The following is a 25,117-nucleotide window of genomic DNA, read 5'->3' as shown; positions in this document are numbered from 1 at the left end:
ACGGTGACTCCTGTTATCGTTCCATTAGCGCTATACAGCAAACTATATAGCGATACCTTGCGCAGCAGATATCACAAAATGTTTAACTGGCCGTGAGGATTCCACGAGCGCGGGATGGTTAGCATTCCCACAACGCCATTCACCCCGCCTGAAAAGGACAAGTTCATGCTGCTACTACTGATCGTCTACCTGGGGGGCGTGTTGACCATCGTCAGCCCCTGCATCCTGCCGGTGCTGCCGTTCGTGTTCGCCCGCACCGGCCAGCCCTTCGTCAAGAGCGGCCTGCCGCTGCTGGCCGGCATGGCCGTGACCTTCGCCCTGGTGGCGTCCCTGGCTGCGGTAGGCGGTGCCTGGGTGGTGCAGTTGAACCAGTATGGCCGCTGGCTGGCGCTGGTGTTCGTGGCGCTGTTCGGCCTGACCCTGCTGCTGCCGCAGCTGGCCGAGCGCCTGACCCGGCCGCTGGTGGCCGCCGGCAGCCGGCTGTCGGAAGCCGCCGGCACTACCAACCAGCCGCGCCCCGGCGCCTCGTTCCTGATCGGCGTGGCCACCGGCCTGCTGTGGGCGCCCTGCGCCGGCCCCATCCTCGGCCTGGTGCTGACCGGCGCCGCCCTGCAGGGCGCCAGCGTTGGCACCACGCTGTTGCTGCTGGCCTACGCCGCCGGCGCCGCCACCTCGCTGGCCGCCGCGCTGCTGGTGGGCGGCAAGCTGTTCGCCGCCATGAAGCGCGCCCTGGGCGTGGGCGAGTGGATCCGCCGCGGCCTGGGTGCCTTGATGCTGGCCGGCGTCGCCGCCATTGCCCTGGGCCTGGACACCGGCGTGCTGGCGCAGCTGTCCACCGCCAGCACCGGCGGCCTGGAACAACACCTGGTGGACCGCGTGCTGGGCGAGAAAAACCACCCCGTGCAGGCCGCCGCCGTCACCGTCAGCGACACCCAGCCGTTGCCGGTGGAAGGCGACCTGCCGGCGCTGGACGGCGCCGTGCAATGGCTCAACTCGCCACCGCTGACCGCCGAGGCGCTGAAGGGCAAGGTGGTGCTGGTGGACTTCTGGACCTACTCCTGCATCAACTGCCTGCGCACCCTGCCCTACCTCAAGGCCTGGGCCGCCAAGTACCACGACCAGGGCCTGGTGGTGATCGGCGTGCACGCCCCCGAGTTCGCCTTCGAGCGCGACGTGGGCAACGTCACCGCGGCCATGAAGAAGCTGGGCATCACCTACCCGGTGGCCATCGACAACGACTACAAGATCTGGCGCGCCTTCGACAACGAATACTGGCCCGCCCACTACTTCGTCGACGCCCAGGGCAAGATCCGCTTCCACCACTTCGGCGAAGGTGAATACGAGCAGTCCGAACGGGTCATCCAGCAACTGTTGCGCGAAGCCGGCCACGGCCAGTTCAACAGCGACCTGGTGAACATCGACGCCCAAGGCGTGCAGCAGGCCGCCGACAACCAGGACATGCGCTCGCCGGAAACCTACGTGGGCTACCGCCGCTCGGAAAACTTCGCCTCCACCCCGGCGCTGGCTGCCGACAAGGACGCCCACTATCAATTGCCCGCCCAGCCGCAGCTGAACCAGTGGGGCGTGGAAGGCCAATGGCGAATCGGCGCCGAACAGGCCACCCTCAGCCAGGCCAACGGCCGCATCGCCTACCGCTTCCAGGCCCGCGACCTGCACCTGGTGCTGGGCCCCGGCACCAACGGCCAGCCGGTGCGCTTCAAGGTGATGATCGATGGCAAGGCGCCGGGCGACGCCCACGGCACCGACGTGGCGCCGGACGGCAGCGGCCAGGTCACCGAGCAACGCCTGTACCAGCTGGTGCGCCAGCCCGGGGACATCAGCCAGCACACCTTCAGCATCGAGTTCCTCGACCCGGGTGTCTCGGCCTATGCCTTCACCTTTGGCTGACCGCCGCCATGGGCTGGGCGAACGTGCAGGGTTGCTGAAGCCCTGCCCCTAAATCAACCCCGACCATGGCCGCAGGCGCCTGTGCACCCTGCGCCAACCGGCGCCCTAGAGGCGCCGATGGCGGCAATCATCGAAATCGATAGTCACTATGCCCGCAGGTAGTTTTTCCTGCGCGGCGGCCGGTCGTAAAGTTGGCTCCATCTTCTCCACCACCTACTCTGGAGCCTCACCATGAAACCTGTAATCACCTTCAGCCTTGCCCTGTCACTGATGGCCACCGGCAGCGCCTTCGCCACCCCGCAGACCGTCACCAGCCACCCCCAGGCCACCGTGGCCCAGGACGGCGCCGAACACGCCCGCGACCGCAACATGCGCATGGCCGAGAACGGCAGCGAACATGTGCTGCCGCACCAGCATGCGGAGCAACAGGCGCCGATTTATGTGGCGGAAGTGCGTCGTGAGTTTGGTTCTGACTATCAGCGTTATTGAGATGCTGCGCGGCAAACAGGCCCGGTTCATTGAACCGGGCTTTTTTATGCCCGGACAAACCCGGAGATCCATGCCGGCTCTGGCTTTTGATCCTGTTTTTGATCTGGCCTTTGCTTTTGATCTGGCTTTTGATCTGGCTTTTGATCTTGATCTTGATCTTGGCCCCGTTAAGCGCCCGGGCCGACCGGAGGCGTTGATCAAGCGGGCCTCGGCGGAGCCGAGGAAGACGGAACCGGAGGCGCTTCTATTCCGGGCCGTCGTCCGCTTGAGCGACGCCGGAGGGAGGGGACCCGTAGCGCAGCGGAGGGCCCAAGCAGGGGCGAGAATTTTTGGTTACTTTTTTTTCGACTGAAAAAAGTGACCCGGCGTAAGGCCGGAACGGTCGGTGGTCGCACCACGAAAATGGATATGTCCGAAACCCTAAAAAGCGGGATCCACATATCGTGAACATATCCATTACCTAGGGTGATGCACAATCACCTTTCCGCCCTTACGGCGGGTCACTTTTTGACAAACGCCTCAAAAAGTAACCAAAAAAGGCTTGCCCCTGCTTGGGCCCTCCGCTGCGCTACGGGTCCCCTCCTTCCGGCGCCGCTCAACGGGCAGACGGCACCCGCTATAGAAGCCTGCGGGTTACCGTCTCTTCGGCCTGCGGCCTCGGCCCTTCGGGCAGCCCGTTGATCGACGCCTCCAGTCGGCCCGGGCGCTTTACGGGGCATACAATCAAGATCAAAAGCCAGATCAAGAGCCAGATCAAAAGCCGGATCAAAAGCCCAAAAGCCGGATCAAAAGCAGATCAAGTTACGCCCTGCCATACTGGAACCTACCCCGTCCACGAGGTAACCACCATGCAACGCTGCGACGTGCTCATCGTCGGTGCCGGCCCCACCGGCCTTGCCCTGGCCCTGTGGCTAAGCGCCCAGGGCATCCAGCCGCGCATCATCGACCAGGCCCTGGAACCCGGCACCACCTCCCGCGCCCTGGCGGTACAAGCCCGCACCCTGGAGCTCTACCAGCAGCTGGACCTCAGCGACCATATCCTGCGCCACGGTCACACCGTGGCCGCCATCAACCTGTGGGTCAAGGGCACGGCGGTCGCGCACCTGCCGTTCTCCAACATCGGCGAAGGCCTGACGCCCTACAGCTTCCTGGAGATCTTCCCCCAGGACGAACACGAGCGCCTGCTGATCGAACGCCTGCAGGCCCAGGGCATCAGCGTGGAGCGCGGCGTGACCCTGCGCGGCCTCGTCGACCAGGGCGAGCAGGTGCTGGCGCAGCTGCAACACCCTGACGGGCACCTGGAGTCCTGCGTGGCCAGCTACCTGGCCGGCTGCGACGGCGCCCGCTCCACCACCCGCAACGCTTTGGGCAGCGGCTTTCCTGGTGGCACCTACCAGCAGGTGTTCTACGTCGCCGACGTGGTCGGCCAAGGCCCGGCGTTCAATGGCGAGCTGCACGTGGACCTCGACGAAGCCGACTTCCTGGCCGTGTTCCCGCTGTCCGGCACCGGCCGCGCGCGGCTGATCGGCACCGTGCGCGACGAGCGCGCCGCGCGGGCCGACAGCCTGCAATTCGAAGACATCAGCCGCCGCGCCATCGACCACCTCAAGGTGCAGGTGGACCAACTGAACTGGTTCTCCACCTACCACGTGCACCACCGGGTCACCGAACAGTTCCGCCATGGCCGAGTGTTCCTGCTCGGCGACGCCGCGCACATCCACAGCCCGGCCGGCGGCCAGGGCATGAACACCGGCATCGGCGACGCCATCAACCTGGCGTGGAAACTGGCCAGCGTGCTCAAGGGCAATGCCGACGACAGCCTGCTGGACAGCTACGAGCAGGAACGCATCGGCTTCGCCCGGCAGCTGGTGGCCACCACTGACCGCGTGTTCACCTTCGCCACCGCCCAGGGGCCCATGGCGGACCTGCTGCGCACCCGCCTGGCGCCGCTGCTGATTCCCAGGGCGCTGGCCCTGGGCCCGGTGCGCGACTGGCTGTTCCGCACCGTGGCGCAACTCACCCTGCACTACCGCCACAGCGCCCTCAGCGACGGCGTCGCCGGCCACGTGCACGGCGGCGATCGGCTGCCCTGGGTGGCCTTCGACGGCACCGACAACTTCGCCCCGCTGAAAGCCATCGAATGGCAGGTGCACGTGTACGGCGACGCCGATGAAAAGCTGCGCGCCGTGTGCGAAGCCGAAGGCCTGCCCCTGCACGTCTTCCCCTGGCAAGCCGCCTTCGACCACACCGGCTTCGCCCGCAACGCCCTGTACCTGATCCGCCCGGACGGCTACGTGGCCCTGGCCACCGGCGACCACCTGGCCATCACCCTCACCGACTACCTGGCCCGCAGCGCCCGACGCCCACCGGCACTGTAGCTGCCCCGCGAAGGCGTAGCCGCTGCCGCAGGCTGCGGTTACGGGAAATTGCCATGCATTCACGTGGCTGATCCTGCCCCGGCAACAGGGTGGACATGGCTAAGCTGACCCCACCCGCCCCCGCCGAGGCCACGCCATGGACGAAGCAACCTACCTGGCACAGCTACAGCAACGCTGGGCCCAGGCCTGGCCCGCCGACGTGCCCCGCACCGCCCAATACCCCCTGGGCGAACGGCCGCTCACCGAGTACCTGCGTCATTGGGCAACGGTCCAGCCCGACCACCCGGCCCTGCACTTCTACGGCCACAGCCTGACCTACCGCGAGCTGGACCAGCTCAGCGACCGTTGCGCCGCGCTGCTGCGCAGCCTGGGCGTGGCGGCGGGCGACCGGGTGGCCGTGCTGCTGCCCAATTGCCCGCAAATGCACATTGCCTTCCTCGGCATTCTCAAATGCGGCGCCGTGCACGCCCCGGTCAGCCCGCTGTCCCAGCACCTGGAGCTGGCCCACCAGCTTGGCGATTGCGGCGCCACCGTGCTGATCGGCCTCGACCAACTGCTGCCGTTGGTGCAGCAAATACGCGACCGCACGGCCCTGCACACCTTGATCGCCACCAGCCTCAGCGAACTGTGCCCGGCGCGGCCCACGCTGCCCGTCCCCGAGCTGTTGAAGGCGCCTAAACTGCCGGGGGCCGACGCCCTGGACTTCTATCCGGCGCTCGCCGCCTGCCAGGCCGCCGTGCCCGCACACCCGGTGCAGCTCGACGACATCGCCGCGCTCAACTACACCGGCGGCACCACCGGCCTGCCCAAGGGCTGCATCCACACCCACCGCGACATGCTCTACACCTGCGCCAGCTTCGTGCCCACCGCCCTGGGCTGCGACCGCCACGCGGTGAGCCTGAACTTCCTGCCGCAGTTCTGGATCGCCGGGGAAAACGCCGGCTTGCTGTTCCCCCTCTACAGCGGCTGCAGCCTGGTGCTGCTGGCGCGCTGGGAGCCGCTGGCGTTCATGGCCGCCGTGGCCCATTACCGCGTGACCCACACCGGCATGCTGGTGGACAACCTCGCCGAGGTGCTGGACCACCCGCAGGCAGGGGACCACGACCTGGGTTCGCTGCAACGGGTGGGCGCGATCTCGTTCATCAAGAAGCTGACCCTGGACTACCGCCGGCGCTGGCACGCGCTGACCGGCTGCACGCTGTTCGAGTTCAGTTTCGGCATGACCGAGACCCACACCTGCGACACCTTCACCTATGGCCTGCAGGCCGATGACCTCGACCTGCGCGAAGCCCCCACGTTCGTCGGCCTGCCGGTGCCCGGCACGCAGTTCAAGGTGTGCGACTTCGACAGCGGCGCGCTGCTGCCCCTGGGCAGCACCGGTGAGCTGTGCGTGCGTTCGCCGGCCCTGTTCAAAGGCTACTGGCAGCGTCCCGACGCCAGCGCCCAGGCCCTGCGCGACGGCTGGCTGCACACCGGCGACCTCGGCCAGATCAGCGCACAAGGCTTTATCCGCTACCTGGGCCGGCGCCGGGAAATGCTCAAGGTGAACGGCATGAGCGTGTTCCCCAGCGAGCTGGAGGCGCTGCTGGGCCAGCACCCCGCCGTGCTGGCCAGCGCGGTGCTGGGGCGCGCCCACGCGGTGCGCGGCCAGGAGCCGGTGGCCTTCATCGTGCTCAAGCCCGGCAGCGAGGAAACCGCCGACAGCCTGGTGCAGTGGTGCCTGGGCGCCATGGCCCGCTACAAAGTCCCGCAGGTGCGCCTGGTCGAGGGCCTGCCCATGACCGCCACCGGCAAAGTCAGGAAACAGGAATTGGAAGCCCTACTGTGACCCCAGCCATTACCCGCCTGCTGATCGCCAACCGTGGCGAAATCGCCATCCGCATCGCCCGCGCCGCCGCCGAACTGGGCATCACCAGCGTGGCCGTGTTCAGCGAAGACGACGGCGACGCCCTGCACCGGCGCAAGGCCGACGAACAGGTGGCCCTGCGCGGCCGCGGCGCCCCGGCCTACCTGGACCGGGCGCAGCTGATCGCCGTTGCCCGTGACCACGGCTGCCAGGCCATCCACCCCGGCTACGGTTTCCTCAGCGAAAATGCCGACTTCGCCCGCGACTGCGCGGCAGCCGGGCTGATCTTCGTCGGGCCGTCGCCCCAGGCCCTGGCGCTGCTGGGCGACAAGGCCCAGGCCCGCGCCCTGGCCGCGCGCTGCGGCGTGCCGATCGCCGCCGGCAGCGCCGGTGCCATCGACCTGGCCACGGCGCGCCAGCTGCTGCAACACGGCCCCATCATGCTCAAGGCCTTGGCGGGCGGCGGTGGCCGTGGCATGCGCGCGGTGCGCAGCGAAGCCGAACTGCTGGCCGCCTTCCCGCTGTGCCAGGCCGAGGCCCTGGCCGCCTTCGGCCAGGACGCGCTGTACGCCGAGCGCCTGATCGAAGCCGCGCGGCATATCGAAGTGCAGGTGGTCGGCGACGGCCACGCCGTCAGCCACCTGTGGGAACGCGACTGCAGCCTGCAACGCCAGCACCAGAAGCTGCTGGAGATCGCCCCCGCGCCCTTCCTCGCCCCGGCCCTGCGCCAGGCGCTGCTGGACGCCGCCCTGAGCCTGGCGCGCGCCTGCGAATACCAGGGCATCGGCACCTTCGAGTTTCTCGTCGACGAGGCCGCCGGCCAGTTCGTGTTCATGGAGGCCAACCCACGCCTGCAAGTGGAACACACCATCACCGAGGCCATCACTGGCGTCGACCTGGTGCAGGCTCAGCTGCGCCTGGCCCAGGGCCACAGCCTGGCCGAGCTGGGCCTGGCAGAGCCGCCGCGCGCCCAGGGCGTGGCCGTGCAGGCGCGGATCAACCTGGAACGCATGCAGGCCGACGGCAGCGCGCGCGCCAGCGGCGGCCTGATCAGCGCCTATGAACCGCCCAGCGGCAGCGGCCTGCGGGTGGACGGCTGCGGGTACGCCGGCCTGCACAGCCACCCCGGCTTCGACTCGCTGCTGGCCAAGCTGGTGGTCCACGCCGATGACCTGCCCACCGCGCTGCGCCGCGCCTACCGGGCGCTGTGCGAGTTCCGCCTGGAGGGCGTGGCCAGCAACCTGGGTTTGCTGCAGAACCTGCTGCTGCGCCCGGAACTGGCGCGGCAGGCGCTGACCACCGGTTTCATCGGCGCCCAGTTGCCGGCGTTGCTGGCAGCGCCCGCAGTGCCGCACCCCAGCCTGTTTGCCGCGGCCGCCGTGGCGCCATCCGGGCTCAGTCAGGCGCCGCTACAACTGCCACCCGGCAGCGTGGCGGCGGCCGCACCGGGCCAGGGCGTGCTGGTCAGCCATGAAGTAGCGCCCGGCGACCACGTACGCCAGGGCCAGGAGCTGGCCGTGCTGGAAGCCATGAAGATGCATTTCGTGCTCAAGGCCGACCGCGACGCCGTCGTCCAACAGTTGCTGGGCAGCCCTGGCGACACCATCAGCGAGGGCCAGCCCTTGTTGATTCTGCAGCCAGCGGACCTGGCCGCCGACGAGGACAATAACGAACGGGCCGTGGACCTTGACGAAATGCGCGCCGACCTCGCCGAGGCCCTGGAACGACACGCGCTGACGCTGGACGAACGCCGCCCCGAGGCTGTGGCCAAGCGCCACGCCAAGGGCTTGCGCACCACCCGGGAAAACCTCGCCGACCTGCTCGACCCGGGCAGTTTCAGCGAATACGGCAACCTGGCGCTGGCCGCCCAGCGCCGCCGGCGCAGCCTGGAAGAACTGATCGCCCAGAGCCCGGCAGACGGCCTGGTGGCCGGCACCGGCACGGTCAACGCCGCGCTGTTCGGCGCCCAGGCCGCGCGCTGCCTGGTGCTGGCCTACGACTACAGCGTGTTCGCCGGCACCCAGGGCATGATGAACCACAAGAAAACCGACCGCCTGCTGGGCCTGGCGCGCGAATGGCAGCTGCCGGTGGTGCTGTTTGCCGAAGGCGGCGGTGGCCGCCCCGGCGACACCGACTTCGTTGGCGTGGCGGGCCTGGACTGCCACACCTTCGTGGCCATGGCCGGGCTGTCGGCGCAGGTGCCGTTGGTGGGCGTGGTCTCGGGCCGCTGCTTTGCCGGCAACGCCGCCCTGCTGGGCTGCTGCCACGTGATCATCGCCACCCGCGACGCCAGCATCGGCATGGCCGGCCCGGCGATGATCGAGGGCGGTGGCCTGGGCCGTTTCAGCGCCGAAGAAGTCGGCCCCAGTCACGTGCAAAGCGCCAATGGCGTGATCGACGTGCTGGTCGACGACCAGGCGCAGGCGGTTGAGATGGCCAAGCGTTACCTGGCCTACTTCCAGGGCCCGCTGAACGACTGGCAGTGCGCCGACCAGCGCCTGCTGCGCCAGGCCATCCCGGCGAACCGCCTGCGTGGCTACGACATTCGCACGCTGATCGACACCCTGGTGGACGAGGCGTCCTGCCTGGAACTGCGCCGCGACTTCGCCCCCGGGCTGATCACCGCGCTGGTGCGCATCGAAGGCCGGCCGTTCGGCCTGCTGGCCAACAACCCGCTGCACCTGGGCGGCGCCATCGACGCTGCGGCCGGCGACAAGGCCGCGCGCTTCATGCAGCTGTGTGAACGTTTCGGCCTGCCGCTGCTGTCGTTGTGCGACACCCCCGGCTTCATGGTCGGCCCGGCGGCGGAACAGCAGGCCACGGTGCGCCATGTGTCACGGCTGTTCGTCACCGCCGCCAGCCTCAGCGTGCCGTTCTTCACCGTGGTGCTGCGCAAGGGCTACGGCCTGGGCGCCCAGGCCATGGCCGCCGGCAGCTTCCACAGCCCGGTGTTCACCATCGCCTGGCCCAGCGCCGAGTTCGGCGCCATGGGCCTGGAGGGCGCGGTGCAGCTGGGCTTCGCCAAGGAACTGGCGGCGCAACCCAGCCCCGAGGCGCGCCAGGCGCTGTACGACAAGCTGGTGGCCAAGGCCTACCAGAACGGCAAGGCCATCAACATGGCGAGCTTTCTCGAGATCGACGCCGTGATCGACCCGCAGGACACCCGCGCCTGGCTGATCCGCGGCCTGAACGCCCTGCCGCCCCGAAAGCACGGCAGCGCGCCGGGGTTCGTCGATACCTGGTAATGCGCCTAGGGTGACGGGAAACGCAGCGGCCGCGCCGGCTCGCGCAGGGTGGCCGGGTCACGGTAGCGCGCGCCGAAATGGTCCTGGGGCAGGCGCGCGTTGCCGGCGCCGAACAGCCGTTCGCGCAGGGTCTCGCCGTCGTTGTAGCGCTCGCGGAACCGGCCGCGGCGGCGCAGCTCCGGCACCACCAGTTCGATGAAGTCGCGGGCGGTCTCGAAGGTCAGGTACTGGCGCAGGTTGATGCCGTCGATGCCGTCCTCGTCCAGCCATTTCTCGATCTGGTCGGCCACCACCGTCGGCGTGCCGGCGACGAAGAAGCGCTCGCGGTTGAAGCCCTCCAGCCGCGCCAGCACCGCGCCCACCGTGGTCGACGGCACGTAGCGCTGCAGGCTTTCCCAGCCCTTGACCTGGCGCTCGATCAAATCGCTGATCAAGGTGTCGCGCGGGTAGGCGGTCAGGTCCACGGCTGCCTGGGCGTGCACCAGCGACGCCTCGACGCTCATCAATTGGCGGTAGCTGTCGAGCTTGCGGCTGACTTCCTCGTCCGTGCGCCCGACGATCACCCCGGCCATGACGATGAACTTCAGCCCCGCCGGGTCGCGCCCGTGGGCAATGGCCTGCTGGCGCATGGCGTGGATGTTGGCGCGCACCGCCGGGGTGTCCTCGCCGCCGGTGAACACCACCTCGGCGTGGCGCCCGGCGAACGCGATTCCGGCCGGCGAGCCGGTGGCCTGGAACAGCACCGGCGTGCGCTGGCGCGAGGGCTGGCACAGGTGCGGGCCGGCCACCTTGAAGTGCTCGCCGACGTGGTCGATGTAGCGCACCTTGCTGGGGTCGGTGTACACCCGGCGTTCGCGGTCCTGCACCACGGCGTCGTCGTCCCACGAGCCTTCCCACAGCTTGTAGAGCACGTCCAGGTACTCGTCGGCGATCTCGTAGCGGTGGTCGTGCACCACCTCGGTGGCATGGCCGAAGTTGCGCGCCGCGTTGGGCAGGTACGAGGTGACGATGTTCCACCCCACCCGCCCCTTGGTCAGGTGGTCGAGGGTGCTCATGCGCCGGGCGAAGGCGAACGGCGGTTCGTAGGTGGTGGAGAAGGTGGCGCCGAAGCCCAGGTTGCGGGTCACCGCGGCCATGGCCGGAATCACCAGCAGCGGGTCGTTGCTGGGGATCTGCATGGCTTCGCGCAGCGCGGTTTCCGGGCCGTCGCGGAAGCGGTCGTAGGTGCCGATCACATCCGCCAGGAACACACCGTCGAAGGTGCCGTGTTCCAGCAGCTGCGCCAGTTCGGTCCAGTAGTCGAGGTCGTTGAAGCGGTGGCGGTTGTTCTCCGGGTGCACCCACAGGCCATGGACGATGTGGCTGACGCAATTCATTTCGAACAGGTTGACGTGCAGTTGCTTGGGCACTGCCTTTACTCCTTTGCTCAGGGGGCCGGATTGGGGAGGCGCTGGTGGATGGCCTGCACCTGCGCCTTGATCTCGGCGCTCAGCACCACGTCCAGCGCGCCGAGGTTGTCGCGCAGCTGTGCCAGGCTGGTCTGGCCGGTGAGCGCGCTGGCCACGAACGGCTTGTCGAGCAGGTAGGCCAGGGCCAGTTGCGCCGGGGTCAGGCCGTGCTCCAGGGCCACGCCGACGTAGCCGGCGATGGCCTCCTGGGCGGCGGCGCTGTCATAACGGTTGAAGGTGCGGTACACCGCCGACAGCCGCGAGCCTTCGGGCCGCGCGCCGCCCAGGTACTTGCCGGTGAGCGCGCCGAAGGCCAGCGGCGAGTAGGCCAGCAGGCTCACGCCCTCGCGGTGGCTGAACTCCGACAGGCCGCCCTCGTACAGGCGGTTGAGCAGGCTGTAGGGGTTCTGGATGCTGACGATGCGCGGCAGGCCCAGGCGCTCGCTGTGCTTGAGGAACTGGGCCACGCCCCACGGGGTTTCGTTGGACACGCCGATGTGGCGGATCTTGCCGGCCTGCACCTGCTCGGCCAGCACCGCCAGGGTTTCCTCGATGGCCACGCTGTGGCTGTCGTCGACGTAGGGGTATTCGCGCTGGCCGAAGATATTGGTGGTGCGGTCCGGCCAGTGCAGCTGGTACAGGTCCAGGTAATCGGTGTTCAGGCGCTTGAGGCTGCCGTCCAGGGCTTCGACAATGTTGCGCCGGTCGTGGCGGCTCAGGCCGTCGCGAATGTGCAGCTGGCCGTCACGCGAGGGCCCGACCACCTTGCTGGCCAGCACCACGTCGGCGCGCCGGCCACTGGCGGCCAGCCAGGTGCCGATGTAGCGCTCGGTGGTGCGCCAGGTCTCGGCGCGGGTGGGCGTGGGGTACATCTCGGCGGTGTCGATCAGGTTGACGCCTTCGGCCAGGGCCAGGTCGATCTGCTGGTGGGCGTCGGCCTCGCTGTTCTGATGGCCCCAGGTCATGGTGCCCAGGCCCAGGACGCTGACCTTGATGTCGCTGTTGCCCAATTGGCGGTAACGCATGGGTGATCCTTTTTGCAATCAATGAAAGGCGCAGGTCACACCGCGCTGGCTTCGTCGTGCACGGCTTCGTCGGCCTGCAGGCTGCGCCAGGCGGCATGGGGGGTGACACCGTTGAGGTAGTAGTTGCCCAGTGCCCGCTCGCGGTAGATGGCCGGGTTGTGCGAGGCCAGGGTGCGGGCGTTGCGCCAGTGGCGGTCGAAGCGCCGGCTGGTGCTGGTGGCCGAGGCGCCGCCCACTTCGAACAGCAGCGTGGTGGCCTCCAGCACCTGCTCCAGCACGATCTGCTGGGCCTGGTAGGCGCGGATCTCGGCCTCGGTGTAATGCGCCTCGGTTGCCCGCGCGCCCTGCTCCGCCTCGTGCACGTCCTGCAGCACCTGGGCCACGGCCAGCACCTGGGTGCGGGCGGCGTAGGCCAGGCTCGACAGGCGGCCGATCACCCGCTGCACCAGGGGGTCGTCCTTGGGGCTGGACTGGCCGGGAATGCCGAAGCCGCGGGTGCGGCCACGGACGAAGTCGCTGGCGTCGCGCAGCACCGCGTCGGCGATGCCGGCCAGGGTGGCCAGGTGGAACAGCTGGTAGAAGGCGCTGAGGTAGGACTCGTTGCGCAGTTCGTCCTTCTTGAACCGCCGCACCACGTGCTGCTCGGGCACCTTCACCGCCGTGAAGCGTGTGGTGCCGCTGCCGGTGAGGCGCTGGCCGAAGCCGTCCCAGTCATCTTCCACGGTGACGCCGGGGGCATCGGTGGGCACCGAGACGCTGACGAAGTCGTCGCCGTCCACGGCAATGGCGGCAATCCAGTCGGCGTACAGGGTGCCGGTGCAGTAGTACTTCTCGCCGTCCAGCAGCCAGCCGGCCGCGCGGTTGCCGGGCTCTGCGGCGCTCAGGCTCACCGCGTTGCGCGAGGTGTCGCTGCGCTCGGCCATGGCCGCGCCCCACAGCTGGCCGTCGGCGGCCTTGGGCAGCCAGTAGGCCTGGGACGCGGCGTCGCGGCTGGACAGCCGGCCTTCGACGAAGCCGAAGTGCGCGCGCACGATCTGCGGCAGGTTGGAGTCGGCGGCGCCCAACTCGATCAGCAGTTGGAACAGCTGCGGCAAAGTAGCCCCCAGCCCGCCGTGGGCCACCGGCACGCGCAAGGCACCGAAGCCCGCCGCGCGCAGCCAGGCCACGGCGTCGTGGGCCAGCTCGCGCTGCTGCTCGCGGGCCACGGCGGTGGCCTGGATGCGGGTGAAGACGTCGGCGAAGCGCCGGTGCAGGTGTTCGTAGGTCGGGGCAGTCATGAGGCTTCCTTGTGCGGGGTGGGACGCGCCGGGAAGCTCATTGCAGCGAGCGTGCCAAGGCCCTGGGCCCGTGTTTCCAGGGGGCCTGCGGCAGGTGGCTTGTTGGCTGGCTGGCAGAGTGTGGGAACGCTGTTGCAGGGCGTACACCTGGCCTTGACCTTCCCCCCATGGCAAGGTCTACCCTGCACCTTTTCCACCAGCAGGAGCACACCGTGATCAAACTCTTGAGTTTCATGCTCGCCACCACCTTGTGCGGCGCTGCCTACGCCGATGACAACGCCGCCATGAAGGCCGAGTACCAGCACGCCGCCCACGGCATGTCGGCGGACATGAACATGAACGCCACCAGCGACAACCCCGACGTGCTGTTCGTGCAGGGCATGCTGCCCCACCACCAGGGCGCTGTGGACATGGCCAAGACCGAACTCAAGTACGGCAAGGACCCGGAGATCCGCAAGCTGGCCGAGGGCATCATCAAGGCCCAGGACGCCGAGATCGCGCAGATGAAGGCCTGGCTGGCCAAGCAACCCAAGTAACCCGTAGCAGCGGCCAAAGGCCGCGTCTCCTCCACCCACCCTGGTTTGGGGGACCGCCGACGCCGCCTGCGGCAGCTGCTACAAGTCCTTGATCTCGCACTGTATAATCGCCGATCAGTGGTGGGATTGTTCATACCTGAAACGTTTAAGCTGTTGATAACGCCCACGCATCGAATGATGCGAAAACGACATCAACGGTACTATTGCGTGTGATAGTCTCCCACCATTTCATCTTGGCCCGGACGGTAAAACCGATTGATGCCACACTGAGGAGCGCTCATGCCCAGAATTTCCCACCAAGGTTTGCGTCGCGCATTCCGCCAGCTGCTCGCTTCCAACGCCTGCTTCCACACCGCCTCCGTGTTCGACCCGATGTCGGCGCGCATCGCCGCCGACCTGGGCTTTGAAGTCGGCATCCTCGGCGGCTCGGTGGCCTCCCTGCAAGTGCTGGGCGCCCCGGACTTCGCGCTGATCACCCTGAGTGAATTCGTCGAACAGGCCACGCGCATCGGCCGCGTCGCCCAACTGCCGTTCATCGCCGACGCCGACCACGGCTACGGCAACGCCCTCAACGTCATGCGCACCGTGGCCGAGCTGGAACGCGCCGGCGTCGCCGCGCTGACCATCGAAGACACCCTGCTGCCTGCCCAATTCGGCCGCAAGTCCACCGACCTGATCTCGGTGGCCGAAGGCATCGGCAAGATCAAGGCCGCCCTGGAAGCGCGTATCGACCCGGAACTGACCATCATCGCCCGCACCCACGCCGGCGTGCTGAGCACCGAAGACGTGATCGCCCGCACCAAGGCCTACCAGGAAGCCGGCGCCGATGGCATCTGCATGGTGGGCGTGCGTGATTTCGACCACCTGGAAGAGATCGCCCAGCACCTCAGCGTGCCGCTGATGCTGGTGACCTACGGCAACCCGGCGCTGCAGGACGACGACCGCCTGGCGAAACTGGGCGTGCGCATCAGCGTCGATGGCCACGGCGCCTACTTCGCCGCCATCAAGGCCACCTACGACTCCCTGCGCGAACAGCGCAAGCTCACCCGCAGCACCCAGAACCTGAGTGCCACCGAGCTGACCCACACCTACACCCTGCCTGAGAGCTACGTGGCCTGGGCACGCGAGTTCATGGACGTCAAGGAATAGGCCGCAACGCTTCACCACGCCACCGGCGGCACAACCGCCAGTAGACCGTGCCATTGATCAGCAGCACCACGCTGCCCAGCACCAGCTGGATACCCGCCGTCAGCCCGGCCGGGTAGATCACTGGCAGCAGGTAGTGCTCCACATACCCCCCCGCATAGCCCTGCTGCCCCGCCTGCAGGCGCATCAGGTTCTCCCAGTACGTCAGCGGACAGGTCAGGTGAAACACCTCCACCGCCACGCCCCAGGCCGCCGCCGGCAGGTGCAGCCAGATCAGCCGCCGCCACTTGAGCAGCAACAGCCCGCCCAGCAGTACAAAAATAATGAACAGGCCGTGAAACAGCACCAGTCCGTTGGCTGCCATGGAATAGAACATGGGAATCCTTGCGCGTTGTTTGCGCCATTGTCGGCCTTGGCACGGGCAGGATCAAGGGCGGTACAGGTCCAGAATTATTGACAAGCCGACCAAAATATCTGGCAATTTAATTCGTTATTAATCATATAGTTATGCTGCTTTTATCAAAAACGACGTCGCTAATTTTCCGCTAGCACGCTGTAAACGTTTGACATATTTGACGCGTTTGGCACACTGCCGACCCGTTGTACCGGACATCACCGGGCGAGCACCGCCAGCCCCTGGCCACCCTCACCCGCCTGAGACCCCGTACGCGTCCAAAAAAAACAATTTTGTCTAGCGCCTCGCCAGCGTGTGCCCAGGTTTTCGCCCTGGCCAGGCTGCGCGTGCGAACGGGAAGAACACATGCTGATCTGGTTTGTCGCGGTTTACCTGCTGATCACTGTGAGTGTCGGCTTCTACGCCTCCACTCGTGTCAAGAACTCCAAGGACTTTGCGGCGGCTGGCCGCAGCATGTCCTTCCCCGTGGTAACCGCCATGGTGTTCGCCACCTGGTTTGGTTCCGAAGCGGTGCTGGGTATTCCCGCCGCGTTCATGAAAAACGGCTTCTCGGGCATCATCGAAGACCCCTTCGGCTCGTTCGGCTGCCTGATGCTGGTGGGCCTGGTGTTCTGCCGCCCGCTGTACCGCCTGAACATGCTGACCATCGGTGACTTCTTCCGCAAACGCTACGGGCCGAAGGTGGAGCTGTTCGTCAGCCTGGTGATCATCGGTTCGTACCTGGGCTGGATCGCCGCGCAACTGACCGCCCTGGGCGTGGTGTTCAACGTGCTCTCCGACGGCGCCATCAGCACCACCGAAGGCATGCTGCTGGGCACCGGCATCGTGCTGGTGTACACCCTGTTCGGCGGCATGTGGTCGGTGGCCATGAACGACTCCATGCAGATGCTGATCATCGTCTGCGGCCTGGTGTACCTCACCTACCTGCTGGGCAGCATGGCCGGCGGCGCAGGCCACGTGATCGAACATGCGGCGGCAGCCGGCAAGTTCACCATGGTGCACAGCACCTCGGCCAAGGACATCCTCGGCTTCCTGGGCGCGGCGGTGACCATGATGTTCGGCTCCATTCCCCAGCAGGACGTGTACGCCCGGGTGATGTCGGCCAAGACCGAGAAAATCGCCTCGCGCGCCTCCATCGCCGGCGCTTGCTGCTACCTGACCTTCTGCATGCTGCCGATCTTCCTGACCTACGCCGCCTCCATGATCGACCCGCAAATGGTCAGCGACCTGCTGGACACCGACGCGCAGATGATCCTGCCGCGCCTGATCATGGAACGCACCCCGCTGTTCGCGCAGATCATGTTCTTCGGCGCGCTGCTGTCGGCGATCATGTCCACTGCCTCGGGCACCCTGCTGGCGCCGTCGGTGACCTTCACCGAGAACGTGCTCAAGCGCATGCGCCCGAACATGACCGACCGCCAGTTCCTGCTGGCCATGCGCATCACCATCGCCGTGGGCGCCGCCCTCACCTGCCTGTTCGCGCTGTACTCCAACTCCAGCATCTACGAGATGGTGGGCAACGCCTACAAGGTGACCCTGGTCGCCGCCGTGGTGCCACTGTTCTTCGGCCTGTTCTGGAAACGCGCCACCAACCAGGGCGCGATCATCGCGATCATCTTCGGCCTGAGCTCCTGGGGCCTGCTGGAATTCACCCACCAGGACGGCGACCTGTGGCCGCCGCAACTGGCCGGCCTGCTGATCAGCGCCCTGGGCATGATCATCGGCTCGCTGCTGCCGCCGCTGAACAAGCGCGACAGCGAACAGGATTTCGACGGCGCCGTGGCCAGCAACTGACCCGCGCCCTAGGGCCCGGCATGACGATTGCCGGGCCGCGCCAGCCCCAAATGCTGGCGCAGGGTGGTGCCACTGTACTCGCGGCGAAACAGCCCGCGCTGCTGCAGGATCGGCACCACCTGCTGGACGAAATCGTCCAGCCCGCCCGGCAGTATCGGCGGCATGATGTTGAAGCCGTCACCCGCCCCTTCCACAAACCACTGTTCCAGGGTATCGGCCACCGCCTGCGGCGTGCCGATCACGGTGTGGTGCCCACGGGCGCCCGCCACCTTCAGGTACAGCTGGCGAATGCTCAGGTTCTCCCGCCGCGCCAGGTCGATGAACAACGCCTGGCGGCTCTGCATGGCGTTGCTCACCGGCAGCTCCGGCAACGGGCCGTCCAGGTCATGCCCTGACAGGTCCACGCCACCGGCCATCCCCGCCAACAGCCCCAGCCCTACCCGCGGATCAAGCCGCGCCTGCAACTCGCCAAAAATATCCTCGGCCTCGCCCTGGCTGCGGCCGATCACCGGCGAGATACCCGGCATGATCTTCAGTTCGTCGCGGCCACGGCCATGGGCCGCCAGCCGGCCCTTGAGGTCGGCGTAAAAGGCCTGGGCGTTGCCCAAGGTCTGCTGCGCGGTGAACACCACCTCGGCGGTGCGCGCCGCCAACGCCTTGCCCGGCTCGGAGGAACCGGCCTGGATCAACACCGGGTGGCCTTGCGGCGTGCGCGGAATGTTCAGCGGCCCGCGCACCTGGTAGTAGTCGCCCCGGTGCCCCAGGGTGTGCAGCTTGTGCGGCTGGAAGTACACGCCGCTGGCCTTGTCGTGCACGAAGGCGTCGTCCTCGAAGCTGTCCCACAGGCCGGTGACCACGTCGATGAATTCCTCGGCGCGCTGGTAGCGGTCGCCGTGTTCGAAATGCTCCTCGCGGCCGAAGTTCAGCGCTTCCAGGTCGGTGGCCGAGGTCACCAGGTTCCAGGCGCTGCGGCCGTTGCTCAAGTGGTCCAGGGAGGCGAACTTGCGCGCCAGCAGGTACGGCGCGTTGTAGCTGGTGGACACGGTGGACACCAGGCCGATGCGCTCGGTGACCGTGGCCAGCCCCGACAGCAGCACCAGCGGGTCGAAGACGTCGCCGGCGGTGGTGTACTGGCCAAGCTCCGGCGAGCCCATCAGGGCCAGGTTGTCGGCGAAGAAAATCGCGTCGAACTTGCCGCGCTCGGCGGTCTGCGCCAGGCGCTTGAAGTGCGCGAAGTCCAGGTTGCCGCCAGCCCAGGCGCGCGGGTGGCGCCAGGCGGCGACGTGGTGGCCGCTGCCCATCAGGAACGCGCCCAGGCTCATTTGTCTGTTGCTCATGTGCACCTCAGAAGTCGTAGCGCAGGGTGATGCCAGCCGTGCGCGGCTGGCCCGGGGAGGCGGTGTACAGGCCGTTGGAGCCGTTGCCCACGGCCAGGTAGTACTCGCGGTCGAAGGCGTTCTTGACCCACAGCGAGGCGTCGATCAGGCCGTCGCCGTAGCCCACCCGCGCACCCACCGAGAAGTTCGCCAGGCCGTAGCCGTCGATCCGCGCCAGCTCGGAGTTGTCGAGGGTGCCCTGGCTGGCGGAGCGGTAGGCGTAGCTGGCGGTGGCGTAGGGTTCGATGCCGTCGATACGCAGCCACTTGTATTCACCATTGAGGTTGCCGATCCAGCGCGAGGCGCCGGCCACGCGCTGGCCGCTGAGGTCGCAGGTGGCTGCCGTGGTGTTTTCCGCCGGGCACGGCGCGTCCTTGAACGATAGGTAGGTGACGTCGTTGAACGAGCCGTTGAAGTTCAAGGTCAGGCCGCGCACCGGCACCGCCGTGGCCTCGAACTCCAGCCCGCGCGAGCGCACGCTGCCGGCGTTGGTCAGCAGCTGGTAGCCGGTGAGCGCGCCCAGCGGCTGGTAGTAGGTGGTGGCCTGGTAGCCGTTGACGCCGGTCCAGAACAGGTTGGCGTTGAGCTGCAGGCGGTGGTCGAACAGCTGGCTCTTGATGCCCAGCTCGGCGTCGTTGGCGCGTTCCGGCCCTACCAGCAGTGACTCGGCGCCGGCGCTAGGGGCCGAGGCCACGGCCAGGTTCACCCCGCCCGACTTCTCGCCATGGGACAAGGAGGTGTAGCCCAGCACGTCGTCGGTGAAGCGGTAGCTCAGGCTGGCCAGCATCGACGGCGCGGCGTTGTGCAGGTGCAGGTTGCCGCTGTCGTAGGCACCCACTTGGCTGGCGCGGATGGCGTTGCCGTCGACCACGCCGGGAATCACCACTGCTGCGCCGCCACCGGTGGGCGCGTAGCGCTGCACGTTGGCCTCCTTCTCTTCATAGGTGCCACGCAGCCCGGCGCTGAAGTCCAGGCGCGGGGTCAGGTGCCAGGTGCCCTGGGCGAACAGCGCGTAGCTCTCGGTGTCGACCTTGCCGTTGACCTTGCTGTCGAGGTTGTTCAGCGCATTGAGGTTGGCGCCGATCAGGTCCAGGTCGGCCAGCGGGCCGAAGTCGGTGAAGATGCGGTTGCCCAGGTTCTGCTTGAAGGCGTAGGCGCCCAGCACGTAGTCGAAGTGTTCGCCCTTGGGCGAGGCCAGGCGAATTTCCTGGGAGAACTGGCGGTCGTGCACCTCGTAGCCGAAGTCGCGAAGCACCGGCACGTCGAGCTGGTCGGCGTCGTTGGCCGGGTTGAAGTGCCAATAGCGGTAGGCGCTGATGGAGGTCAACGTGTAGCCGCCGGCCAGGTTCCAGTTGGCTTCAAGCGAACTGCCGTTCTGGTGCACGCTGACGTTCTGGCGGCCGTCGATGTTGCTGTGGCCCAGAATCGGGTTGGCGCCCACCAGCGTGGCGCGGCGCCAGAACAGCGGGCCGGCGCCGTAGATCACGCTGCTGCCGCTGCTGGAGTTCTCGCTGTTGTATTCGTTGATCCAGCGCAGGCTGAAATCGTCGTCGGGCTTGAACAGCAGCTGCCCGCGCAGGCCTTCGCGCTCGCCGCCCAGCAGCGTGCGGCTGTCGTGCTTGTTGTCCAGGTAACCGTCGTCGCGGGTGCGGTAGAACGACAGGCGCCCGGCCAGGGTGTCGGCCAGCGGCCCGGACACCGTGCCCTTGCCCTGGAAATAGCCGTCCTGGCCGCCCGACACTTCCACGCTGCGCTCGGGGGTGAAGGTAGGCGCCTTGGTGGTGATGTTGAGCACCCCGGCCGTGGTGTTCTTGCCGAACAGCGTGCCCTGGGGGCCGCGCAGCAGCTCCAGCTGGTCGACGTCGAGCATGTCGAAAGCGGCCATGCCCGGGCGGCCCAGGTAGACGTTGTCCAGGTAGATGCCGGCGCTGCCTTCCAGGCCGTCGCTGGCCGGGTTGTTGCCGATGCCGCGCACGGCGAAGCTCGACACCCGGGCATGCACATAGGCCACGTTGACGCTGGGCAGGGTCTGCTGCAGGTCCTGGATCTTGTACAGGCGCTGGCTTTCCAGCTGCTCGCCGCTGAGGGTGGTGATGGGCGTGGGCACATCCTGCGAGGCCTCGGCGCGGCGCCGCGCGGTGACGGTCACCGGCGCCAGGCGCGGGCTGCCGGTGCTGTCGGCCTGGGCGCTGTCGGGGGTTGCCGGGGTGTCATCGGCCGCCTGGCTGGCGCCGTGCCACAGCGCCCCCGGCAAGGCGATGGCCAGCGACAGACTCAGGGGTTTGAGGCGGTGGGCCGTGGTGGCCGCGTAACGTGACAGCATGGGCGAAGGCTCCTTGGTGGCGTGCGGCGACGTAGGCCAAATGCACGTTCAGGGTGCCCATGCTAGGCAGCGGTACTGGAAGATTTGGGGCCTGGGCGGACAAACCATGGTCCGCCTCGGCCACCGGGTCAGACGGCGATGGACAGGTGCTGCGCAGGCGCCGGCAGCGGCGCCGTACCCTGGTCATGGCGGCGCCATTGGCCGGGGCTGGCACCGGTCCAGCGGCGGAACGCGCGGTTGAAACTGCTGGGTTCGTTGAAGCCCAGGCGGTAGCAGATCTCGTTGATGGAGCAGTCGGTGCGGCGCAGGTAACTGAAGGCCAGCTGGCGCCGGCAGTCGTCGAGCAGCGCCTTGAAGCTGGTGGCGTGCTTGAGCAGGTGGCGGTGCAGGTTGCGCACGCTCATGCCCAGCTCGTCCGCCACCCGGCTCTGTTGCACCTCGCCCAGGGGCAGGTCACGGAGAATGGCGGCGCGCACCCGCTCGGGCAGGTTCAGGCTGCGCTGGCGTTCCAGGTAGCCATCCAGCACCGCGTCCAGGCCCTGGGCAACGTCGAGGTTGGCGGTGTTGAGCGGCGTGTGCAGCCAGCGGTTGTTGTAGTCGATGGCATTGTCGGCGGCGTTGAACTGGATGGGGCAGCCCAGCAGCTCCTCCCAGCGCTGGGGGTCGGCCGGGGTGGGCCGGGCCAGGTGCACGCCTTGCACGATGGGCATGCCCGGCCAGGTCTGGCGGGTGAACCGCACCGAACAGGCGATAGACGCCTCGCTGGCCACCTGCTCCACCTGCGCACCGTCGGGCACGCCGTAGATCAGCCGCGTCACCTGCGGGCCGCGCACCAGGGTCAGCAGCGTCGCCGTGGTGATCACCGGCGCGAACCGCACGCCACGCTCCAGCGCCTCGATGAAGGTGGCACTGCTTTGCGCGGCGAAGTACAGGCCGTGGAAATCGGTGGGGTAGCTGCACGCCGCCACGCCCAGGCCAAAGCATTCGTCGGCGCTGGCCCGTCGCGCCGCACGCCAGAACGCACTCATGGATGCCAGGGCGATGCGCTGGTTGGGGTCGTGCAGGTTGCAGGGGCCGATGCCGGCCTCGCGCAGCAGCGGCGCGCTGGCGATGCCACGCGCCTCCAGCGTGCGGGCAATCACCTGGGCCCAGGTGGCGATGGTGTGCAGCGTCGACATCGGCAGCTCCTCAGGCCAGCCCTTCGGCGGCCAGGGTGCGCGCCACGGCTTCACGGGCGCGGTAGCGGCCCAGGAACGCCTGCAGCGCCGGGAACGCCTGCAGCAGCGTGCCGGCACGGGCGCTCCAGCCGACAAATACGCCCAGGTGGGCATCGGCGATGGTGAAGCGGTTGCCCACCAGCCAGTCCTGGCCCGAAAGGCGCGCCTCGATGGGTTTCAGCGCCTCGGCCAGGCGCTCCAGGCCTTTGCTGCGGATGCCGGCGTAGGCCTGCTCATCCGGGGTGAAGCGCTCGGGGCGGTTGATGCTGCGGAAGGCGCCGGTGTGCACCTCGGTGGCCAGGTAGCCCAGCCAGCCCTGGATCTGCGCCCGCTCCACGCTGCCGGCAGGTGCGAACAGCGGCGTGCCGGGGCGCAGGTCGGCCAGGTATGGCAGCAGCGCGGTGTTCTCGGTCAGCAGGGTCTGGTCGTCCAGCAGCAGGGCCGGCACGCGGCCCTGGGGGTTGAGCTGGCGGTACGGCGAGTCGGGGGTCAGGCTGACTTGCTCGACCTCGATGGGCAAGCCCAGCTCTTCGATAACGACGTGGGCGGCGAGTGAGCAGGCGCCCGGGTAGATGAACAGGGTGGTCATGGCAGGTCCTCGGCTTAGCGGCTGGCTTGGGTGGCGTCCGGCGCGGCTTGCAGCGCCGCGTTCAGGTACTGCGGCTGGGCCCAGCTGCTGACCTGGAAGCCCTTGCGAATCAGCCGTGCCTGCAAGGCCAGGTCGACGCTGTGCTGCAGGTTGCCGGTGAAGCTGCTGTCCAGCTGCGGGTCAAAGATGCGCGCGAACGACTGGTCGGCGGCGTCAGTGGCAAGAATAGCCGCTGGGTAGCTGGCCAGGCGCGACACCAGATCGACGTAGGCCTGCTTGTGCGCCTCGTCACGCAGCCAGGCCACGGCCGGTTGCTGGGCCTTGAGCAGGCGCGCGGTGAGGTCCGGATGCGCGTCGACAAAGGCGCCGCGGCCCAGCAGCACGGTCTGCACGCTGCCGGCACCGCCCAGGTCAACGGTGGTCAGCGGCAGTTCGGCGAGGCCCTTGGCCTTCAGCGCGATCAGCCCGGCGCCGGCCCAGGTGGCGTCGATCTGCTTGGCCACCAGGGCGGTGTTGGCGGCGTTGTAGTCGAGGTTGATGACCTTGTAGTCGCTCTCCTTCAGGCCGCGGCTGGCCAGGGCCGAGGCGAACGACAACTGCGTGGCGGTGCCACGGAAAATCGCCACGCGCTTGCCCTTCAACGCTTCCAGCGAGGTGATGCCGCTGCCCGGCTGCACCGCCAGGTACAGCTTGATGTCGCGGGCGGTGGCGCTCAACAGGCGCGTGTCGAGGCCGCTGGCCTTGCCGACGATGGCTGGCAGGTCGCCCAGGTAGGCGAAATCTTCCTGGCCGTTGGCCAACGCCTCGTTGATCGCAGGCCCTGCGCCCTTGAAGAAGTCCCAGCGCACCTTGATGCCGTCCTTGGCGAACTCTTTCTCCAGGCTCTGCTGGTCGCGCAGCACATCGGTGATACCGGCGCCGCTGGGCGTGGGACCGGCGCTGATGTCCGGCACCGCGATGCGGATCTCCTTGACGTCATCGGCCCAGGCGCCGCCGGAGACCAGGGCGGCAGCGAGGGAAAGCGCGAACAGCGGACGGAAGATACGGGACGATGGCATGGCGGTGCTCCTGCAGGTTCCAGCGGAAAGGTGGAAGTGAGGCGCACGATAGGTTGGTGTAGGGTTAAAAATAAAATAATAAAAAACCTGGTGGTTAGGCGATTAATGCATATACCGCACCCGCCTTGAGTGCCGCCGCCCATGCCTGAAAAGCATAATCACCATGCCGCGTCCGGGAGCCAGCAGCGTTCCCGTGACGCGGCCTGTAGCAGCGGCCACAGGCCGCGTCCAAAAACACCGCGCACTCTCGTGGAAACCTCTCCCGTAGCCGCTGCCGCCAGGCTGCACTGGCCCTTTCCCACGCCGAAGATCTTCAGCGCACTCAGGGGCCAGGACGCGGCCTGCGGCCGCTGCTACGCGGGTTCCGCGCTCGCCCTTTCCAACCCCGCCACCGACGCCTCCACCAACGCCCGGGCGATTTCGCTTGCGTGCTCCACCTGACGCGCCAGCGCGCGTAGATGTGCAGGACAATTCTCGACCAGCTCCGCAGCGCCGGCGCTCACGCCCTTCATGTACTCGCACGCCTGAGTCAGCACTTCGGTTACCGGCATACCGTCGCGCACCGCCAGGATCGGCAGGTCCCCCGCGCAGGGGCCAAAGGCGTGGTAAGTAGTGAATGAATCGGTCATGAGGTGGATGCTCCTGCGCAGTGGTTCAGGGCGGAGTCAGTCAGCACATGGCTCAACAACAACTGGCCGCGCACGGCATCCAGCGCTTCCTGGATGAAGGGCTCTTCAGCGACGACTGCATCGACAATAGGCAGGCGCCGTTCCAGCAGATCCAGCGATTGATGAGCGCTGTCGAGGGTGCGCTTGAGTGCATGCAGGTAATGCGGGACTCGTGGCAGGTTGGTGGGCAGGCCTTGCAGCAGCGCCAGGCTGAGCAGGTCCTTGAGGTCCATGTCTATGCCACTGAGCGGGATATCGGGTGGGTCGGGGGTTATTTTCACCATCGTCAGACTCCTTGATCATGGAGCCGCCACGTTCGTGGCCAAACGAAGGGGTGGCGGCTGTAACGCAGGTTGGCCAACCGGGGATCAAGGAACCC

20 protein-coding genes are annotated in these 25,117 nt (G+C 67.6%); 9 read left to right on the top strand and 11 right to left on the bottom strand.

Annotation, left to right across the window (positions count from 1 at the left end; genetic code table 11):
* Positions 1 to 165: 165 nt before the first annotated feature.
* The 6 genes from AC0Z2B_RS13780 (at position 166) to AC0Z2B_RS13755 (ending at position 9,866) form a co-directional block, all read left to right on the top strand.
* On the top strand, positions 166 to 1,908 hold the full coding sequence (locus AC0Z2B_RS13780; protein ID WP_476297305.1) for a cytochrome c biogenesis protein DipZ: 1,743 nt from the start codon (positions 166 to 168) through the stop codon (positions 1,906 to 1,908).
* Positions 1,909 to 2,139: 231 nt separating this feature from the next.
* Positions 2,140 to 2,397 (top strand): hypothetical protein, encoded by a 258-nt coding sequence (locus AC0Z2B_RS13775; RefSeq protein ID WP_416424839.1) that lies wholly within the window; start codon positions 2,140 to 2,142, stop codon positions 2,395 to 2,397.
* Positions 2,366 to 2,749, top strand: a complete 384-nt coding sequence (locus tag AC0Z2B_RS13770; protein ID WP_476297303.1) for a hypothetical protein — start codon at positions 2,366 to 2,368, stop codon at positions 2,747 to 2,749. Before AC0Z2B_RS13775 ends, AC0Z2B_RS13770 begins: the two co-directional genes overlap by 32 nt.
* A 496-nt stretch (positions 2,750 to 3,245) precedes the next feature.
* Complete coding sequence (locus AC0Z2B_RS13765; RefSeq protein WP_476297302.1) at positions 3,246 to 4,775, top strand: FAD-dependent monooxygenase; 1,530 nt, start codon at positions 3,246 to 3,248, stop codon at positions 4,773 to 4,775.
* A gap of 136 nt (positions 4,776 to 4,911) precedes the next feature.
* Positions 4,912 to 6,603, top strand: coding sequence for an AMP-binding protein (locus AC0Z2B_RS13760; protein ID WP_476297301.1), 1,692 nt, complete (start codon positions 4,912 to 4,914; stop codon positions 6,601 to 6,603).
* A complete protein-coding gene (locus AC0Z2B_RS13755; protein WP_476297299.1) occupies positions 6,600 to 9,866 on the top strand; it encodes an acetyl-CoA carboxylase family protein in 3,267 nt (1,088 codons plus the stop codon). The genes AC0Z2B_RS13760 and AC0Z2B_RS13755 overlap by 4 nt, the downstream gene beginning before the upstream one ends.
* Positions 9,867 to 9,871: 5 nt before the next feature.
* Here the strand turns inward: AC0Z2B_RS13755 and AC0Z2B_RS13750 are convergent, their stop codons facing one another.
* From AC0Z2B_RS13750 to AC0Z2B_RS13740, 3 genes are read right to left on the bottom strand one after another with little or no spacing between them, the layout of a single operon-like run.
* Positions 9,872 to 11,275 carry an LLM class flavin-dependent oxidoreductase gene (locus AC0Z2B_RS13750; RefSeq protein WP_476297297.1) on the bottom strand — a complete coding sequence of 468 codons (1,404 nt, stop codon included), beginning with the start codon at positions 11,273 to 11,275 and terminating at the stop codon, positions 9,872 to 9,874.
* A gap of 17 nt (positions 11,276 to 11,292) precedes the next feature.
* Complete coding sequence (locus tag AC0Z2B_RS13745) at positions 11,293 to 12,339, bottom strand: NADP(H)-dependent aldo-keto reductase (RefSeq protein ID WP_476297295.1); 1,047 nt, start codon at positions 12,337 to 12,339, stop codon at positions 11,293 to 11,295.
* 35 nt (positions 12,340 to 12,374) lie between these two features.
* The gene (locus AC0Z2B_RS13740; protein WP_476297293.1) at positions 12,375 to 13,616 is read right to left on the bottom strand and encodes an acyl-CoA dehydrogenase family protein; all 1,242 of its coding nucleotides are present in this window, start codon (positions 13,614 to 13,616) and stop codon (positions 12,375 to 12,377) included.
* Positions 13,617 to 13,828: 212 nt separating this feature from the next.
* Here AC0Z2B_RS13740 and copM point away from each other — a divergent pair, with 212 nt between their 5' ends.
* Both copM and AC0Z2B_RS13730 read left to right on the top strand, forming a co-directional pair.
* Positions 13,829 to 14,152: a CopM family metallochaperone gene (gene copM, locus AC0Z2B_RS13735; protein ID WP_416424846.1), complete on the top strand. Its 324-nt coding sequence runs from the start codon at positions 13,829 to 13,831 to the stop codon at positions 14,150 to 14,152.
* A 279-nt stretch (positions 14,153 to 14,431) separates the two neighbouring features.
* The gene (locus AC0Z2B_RS13730; RefSeq protein WP_027980448.1) at positions 14,432 to 15,301 is read left to right on the top strand and encodes an isocitrate lyase/PEP mutase family protein; all 870 of its coding nucleotides are present in this window, start codon (positions 14,432 to 14,434) and stop codon (positions 15,299 to 15,301) included.
* Here AC0Z2B_RS13730 and AC0Z2B_RS13725 read toward each other — a convergent pair.
* Positions 15,291 to 15,674 carry a DUF2784 domain-containing protein gene (locus AC0Z2B_RS13725; protein WP_416424847.1) on the bottom strand — a complete coding sequence of 128 codons (384 nt, stop codon included), beginning with the start codon at positions 15,672 to 15,674 and terminating at the stop codon, positions 15,291 to 15,293. The genes AC0Z2B_RS13730 and AC0Z2B_RS13725 overlap by 11 nt on opposite strands.
* Positions 15,675 to 16,058: 384 nt before the next feature.
* Here AC0Z2B_RS13725 and AC0Z2B_RS13720 point away from each other — a divergent pair, with 384 nt between their 5' ends.
* A complete protein-coding gene (locus AC0Z2B_RS13720) occupies positions 16,059 to 17,507 on the top strand; it encodes a high affinity choline transporter 1 (RefSeq protein WP_476297291.1) in 1,449 nt (482 codons plus the stop codon).
* A gap of 8 nt (positions 17,508 to 17,515) precedes the next feature.
* Here AC0Z2B_RS13720 and AC0Z2B_RS13715 read toward each other — a convergent pair whose 3' ends face one another.
* The 7 genes from AC0Z2B_RS13715 to AC0Z2B_RS13685 all read right to left on the bottom strand — a co-directional run bounded on the left by AC0Z2B_RS13715 (position 17,516) and on the right by AC0Z2B_RS13685 (position 25,022).
* Positions 17,516 to 18,844 (bottom strand): LLM class flavin-dependent oxidoreductase, encoded by a 1,329-nt coding sequence (locus AC0Z2B_RS13715; RefSeq protein WP_476297289.1) that lies wholly within the window; start codon positions 18,842 to 18,844, stop codon positions 17,516 to 17,518.
* A 7-nt stretch (positions 18,845 to 18,851) separates the two neighbouring features.
* Positions 18,852 to 21,206, bottom strand: coding sequence for a TonB-dependent receptor (locus AC0Z2B_RS13710; protein WP_476297287.1), 2,355 nt, complete (start codon positions 21,204 to 21,206; stop codon positions 18,852 to 18,854).
* Positions 21,207 to 21,334: 128 nt separating this feature from the next.
* Entirely contained in the window at positions 21,335 to 22,384 is a 1,050-nt protein-coding gene (locus AC0Z2B_RS13705; RefSeq protein WP_476297285.1) for an AraC family transcriptional regulator, read from the bottom strand.
* Between the two features lie 10 nt (positions 22,385 to 22,394).
* On the bottom strand, positions 22,395 to 23,012 hold the full coding sequence (locus tag AC0Z2B_RS13700; protein WP_476297283.1) for a glutathione binding-like protein: 618 nt from the start codon (positions 23,010 to 23,012) through the stop codon (positions 22,395 to 22,397).
* Positions 23,013 to 23,026: 14 nt separating this feature from the next.
* On the bottom strand, positions 23,027 to 24,070 hold the full coding sequence (locus AC0Z2B_RS13695; protein WP_476297281.1) for an ABC transporter substrate-binding protein: 1,044 nt from the start codon (positions 24,068 to 24,070) through the stop codon (positions 23,027 to 23,029).
* Between the two features lie 353 nt (positions 24,071 to 24,423).
* Positions 24,424 to 24,699 carry a hypothetical protein gene (locus AC0Z2B_RS13690; RefSeq protein WP_416424854.1) on the bottom strand — a complete coding sequence of 92 codons (276 nt, stop codon included), beginning with the start codon at positions 24,697 to 24,699 and terminating at the stop codon, positions 24,424 to 24,426.
* Positions 24,696 to 25,022 carry a hypothetical protein gene (locus tag AC0Z2B_RS13685; protein ID WP_476297279.1) on the bottom strand — a complete coding sequence of 109 codons (327 nt, stop codon included), beginning with the start codon at positions 25,020 to 25,022 and terminating at the stop codon, positions 24,696 to 24,698. The genes AC0Z2B_RS13690 and AC0Z2B_RS13685 overlap by 4 nt, the downstream gene beginning before the upstream one ends.
* Positions 25,023 to 25,117 lie beyond the last annotated feature (95 nt).

The organism is Pseudomonas sp. GYB4201 (assembly GCF_056312595.1).
The sequence above is the reverse complement of the archived record's forward strand: the minus strand, read 5'-3'. Positions and strand labels throughout refer to the sequence as shown.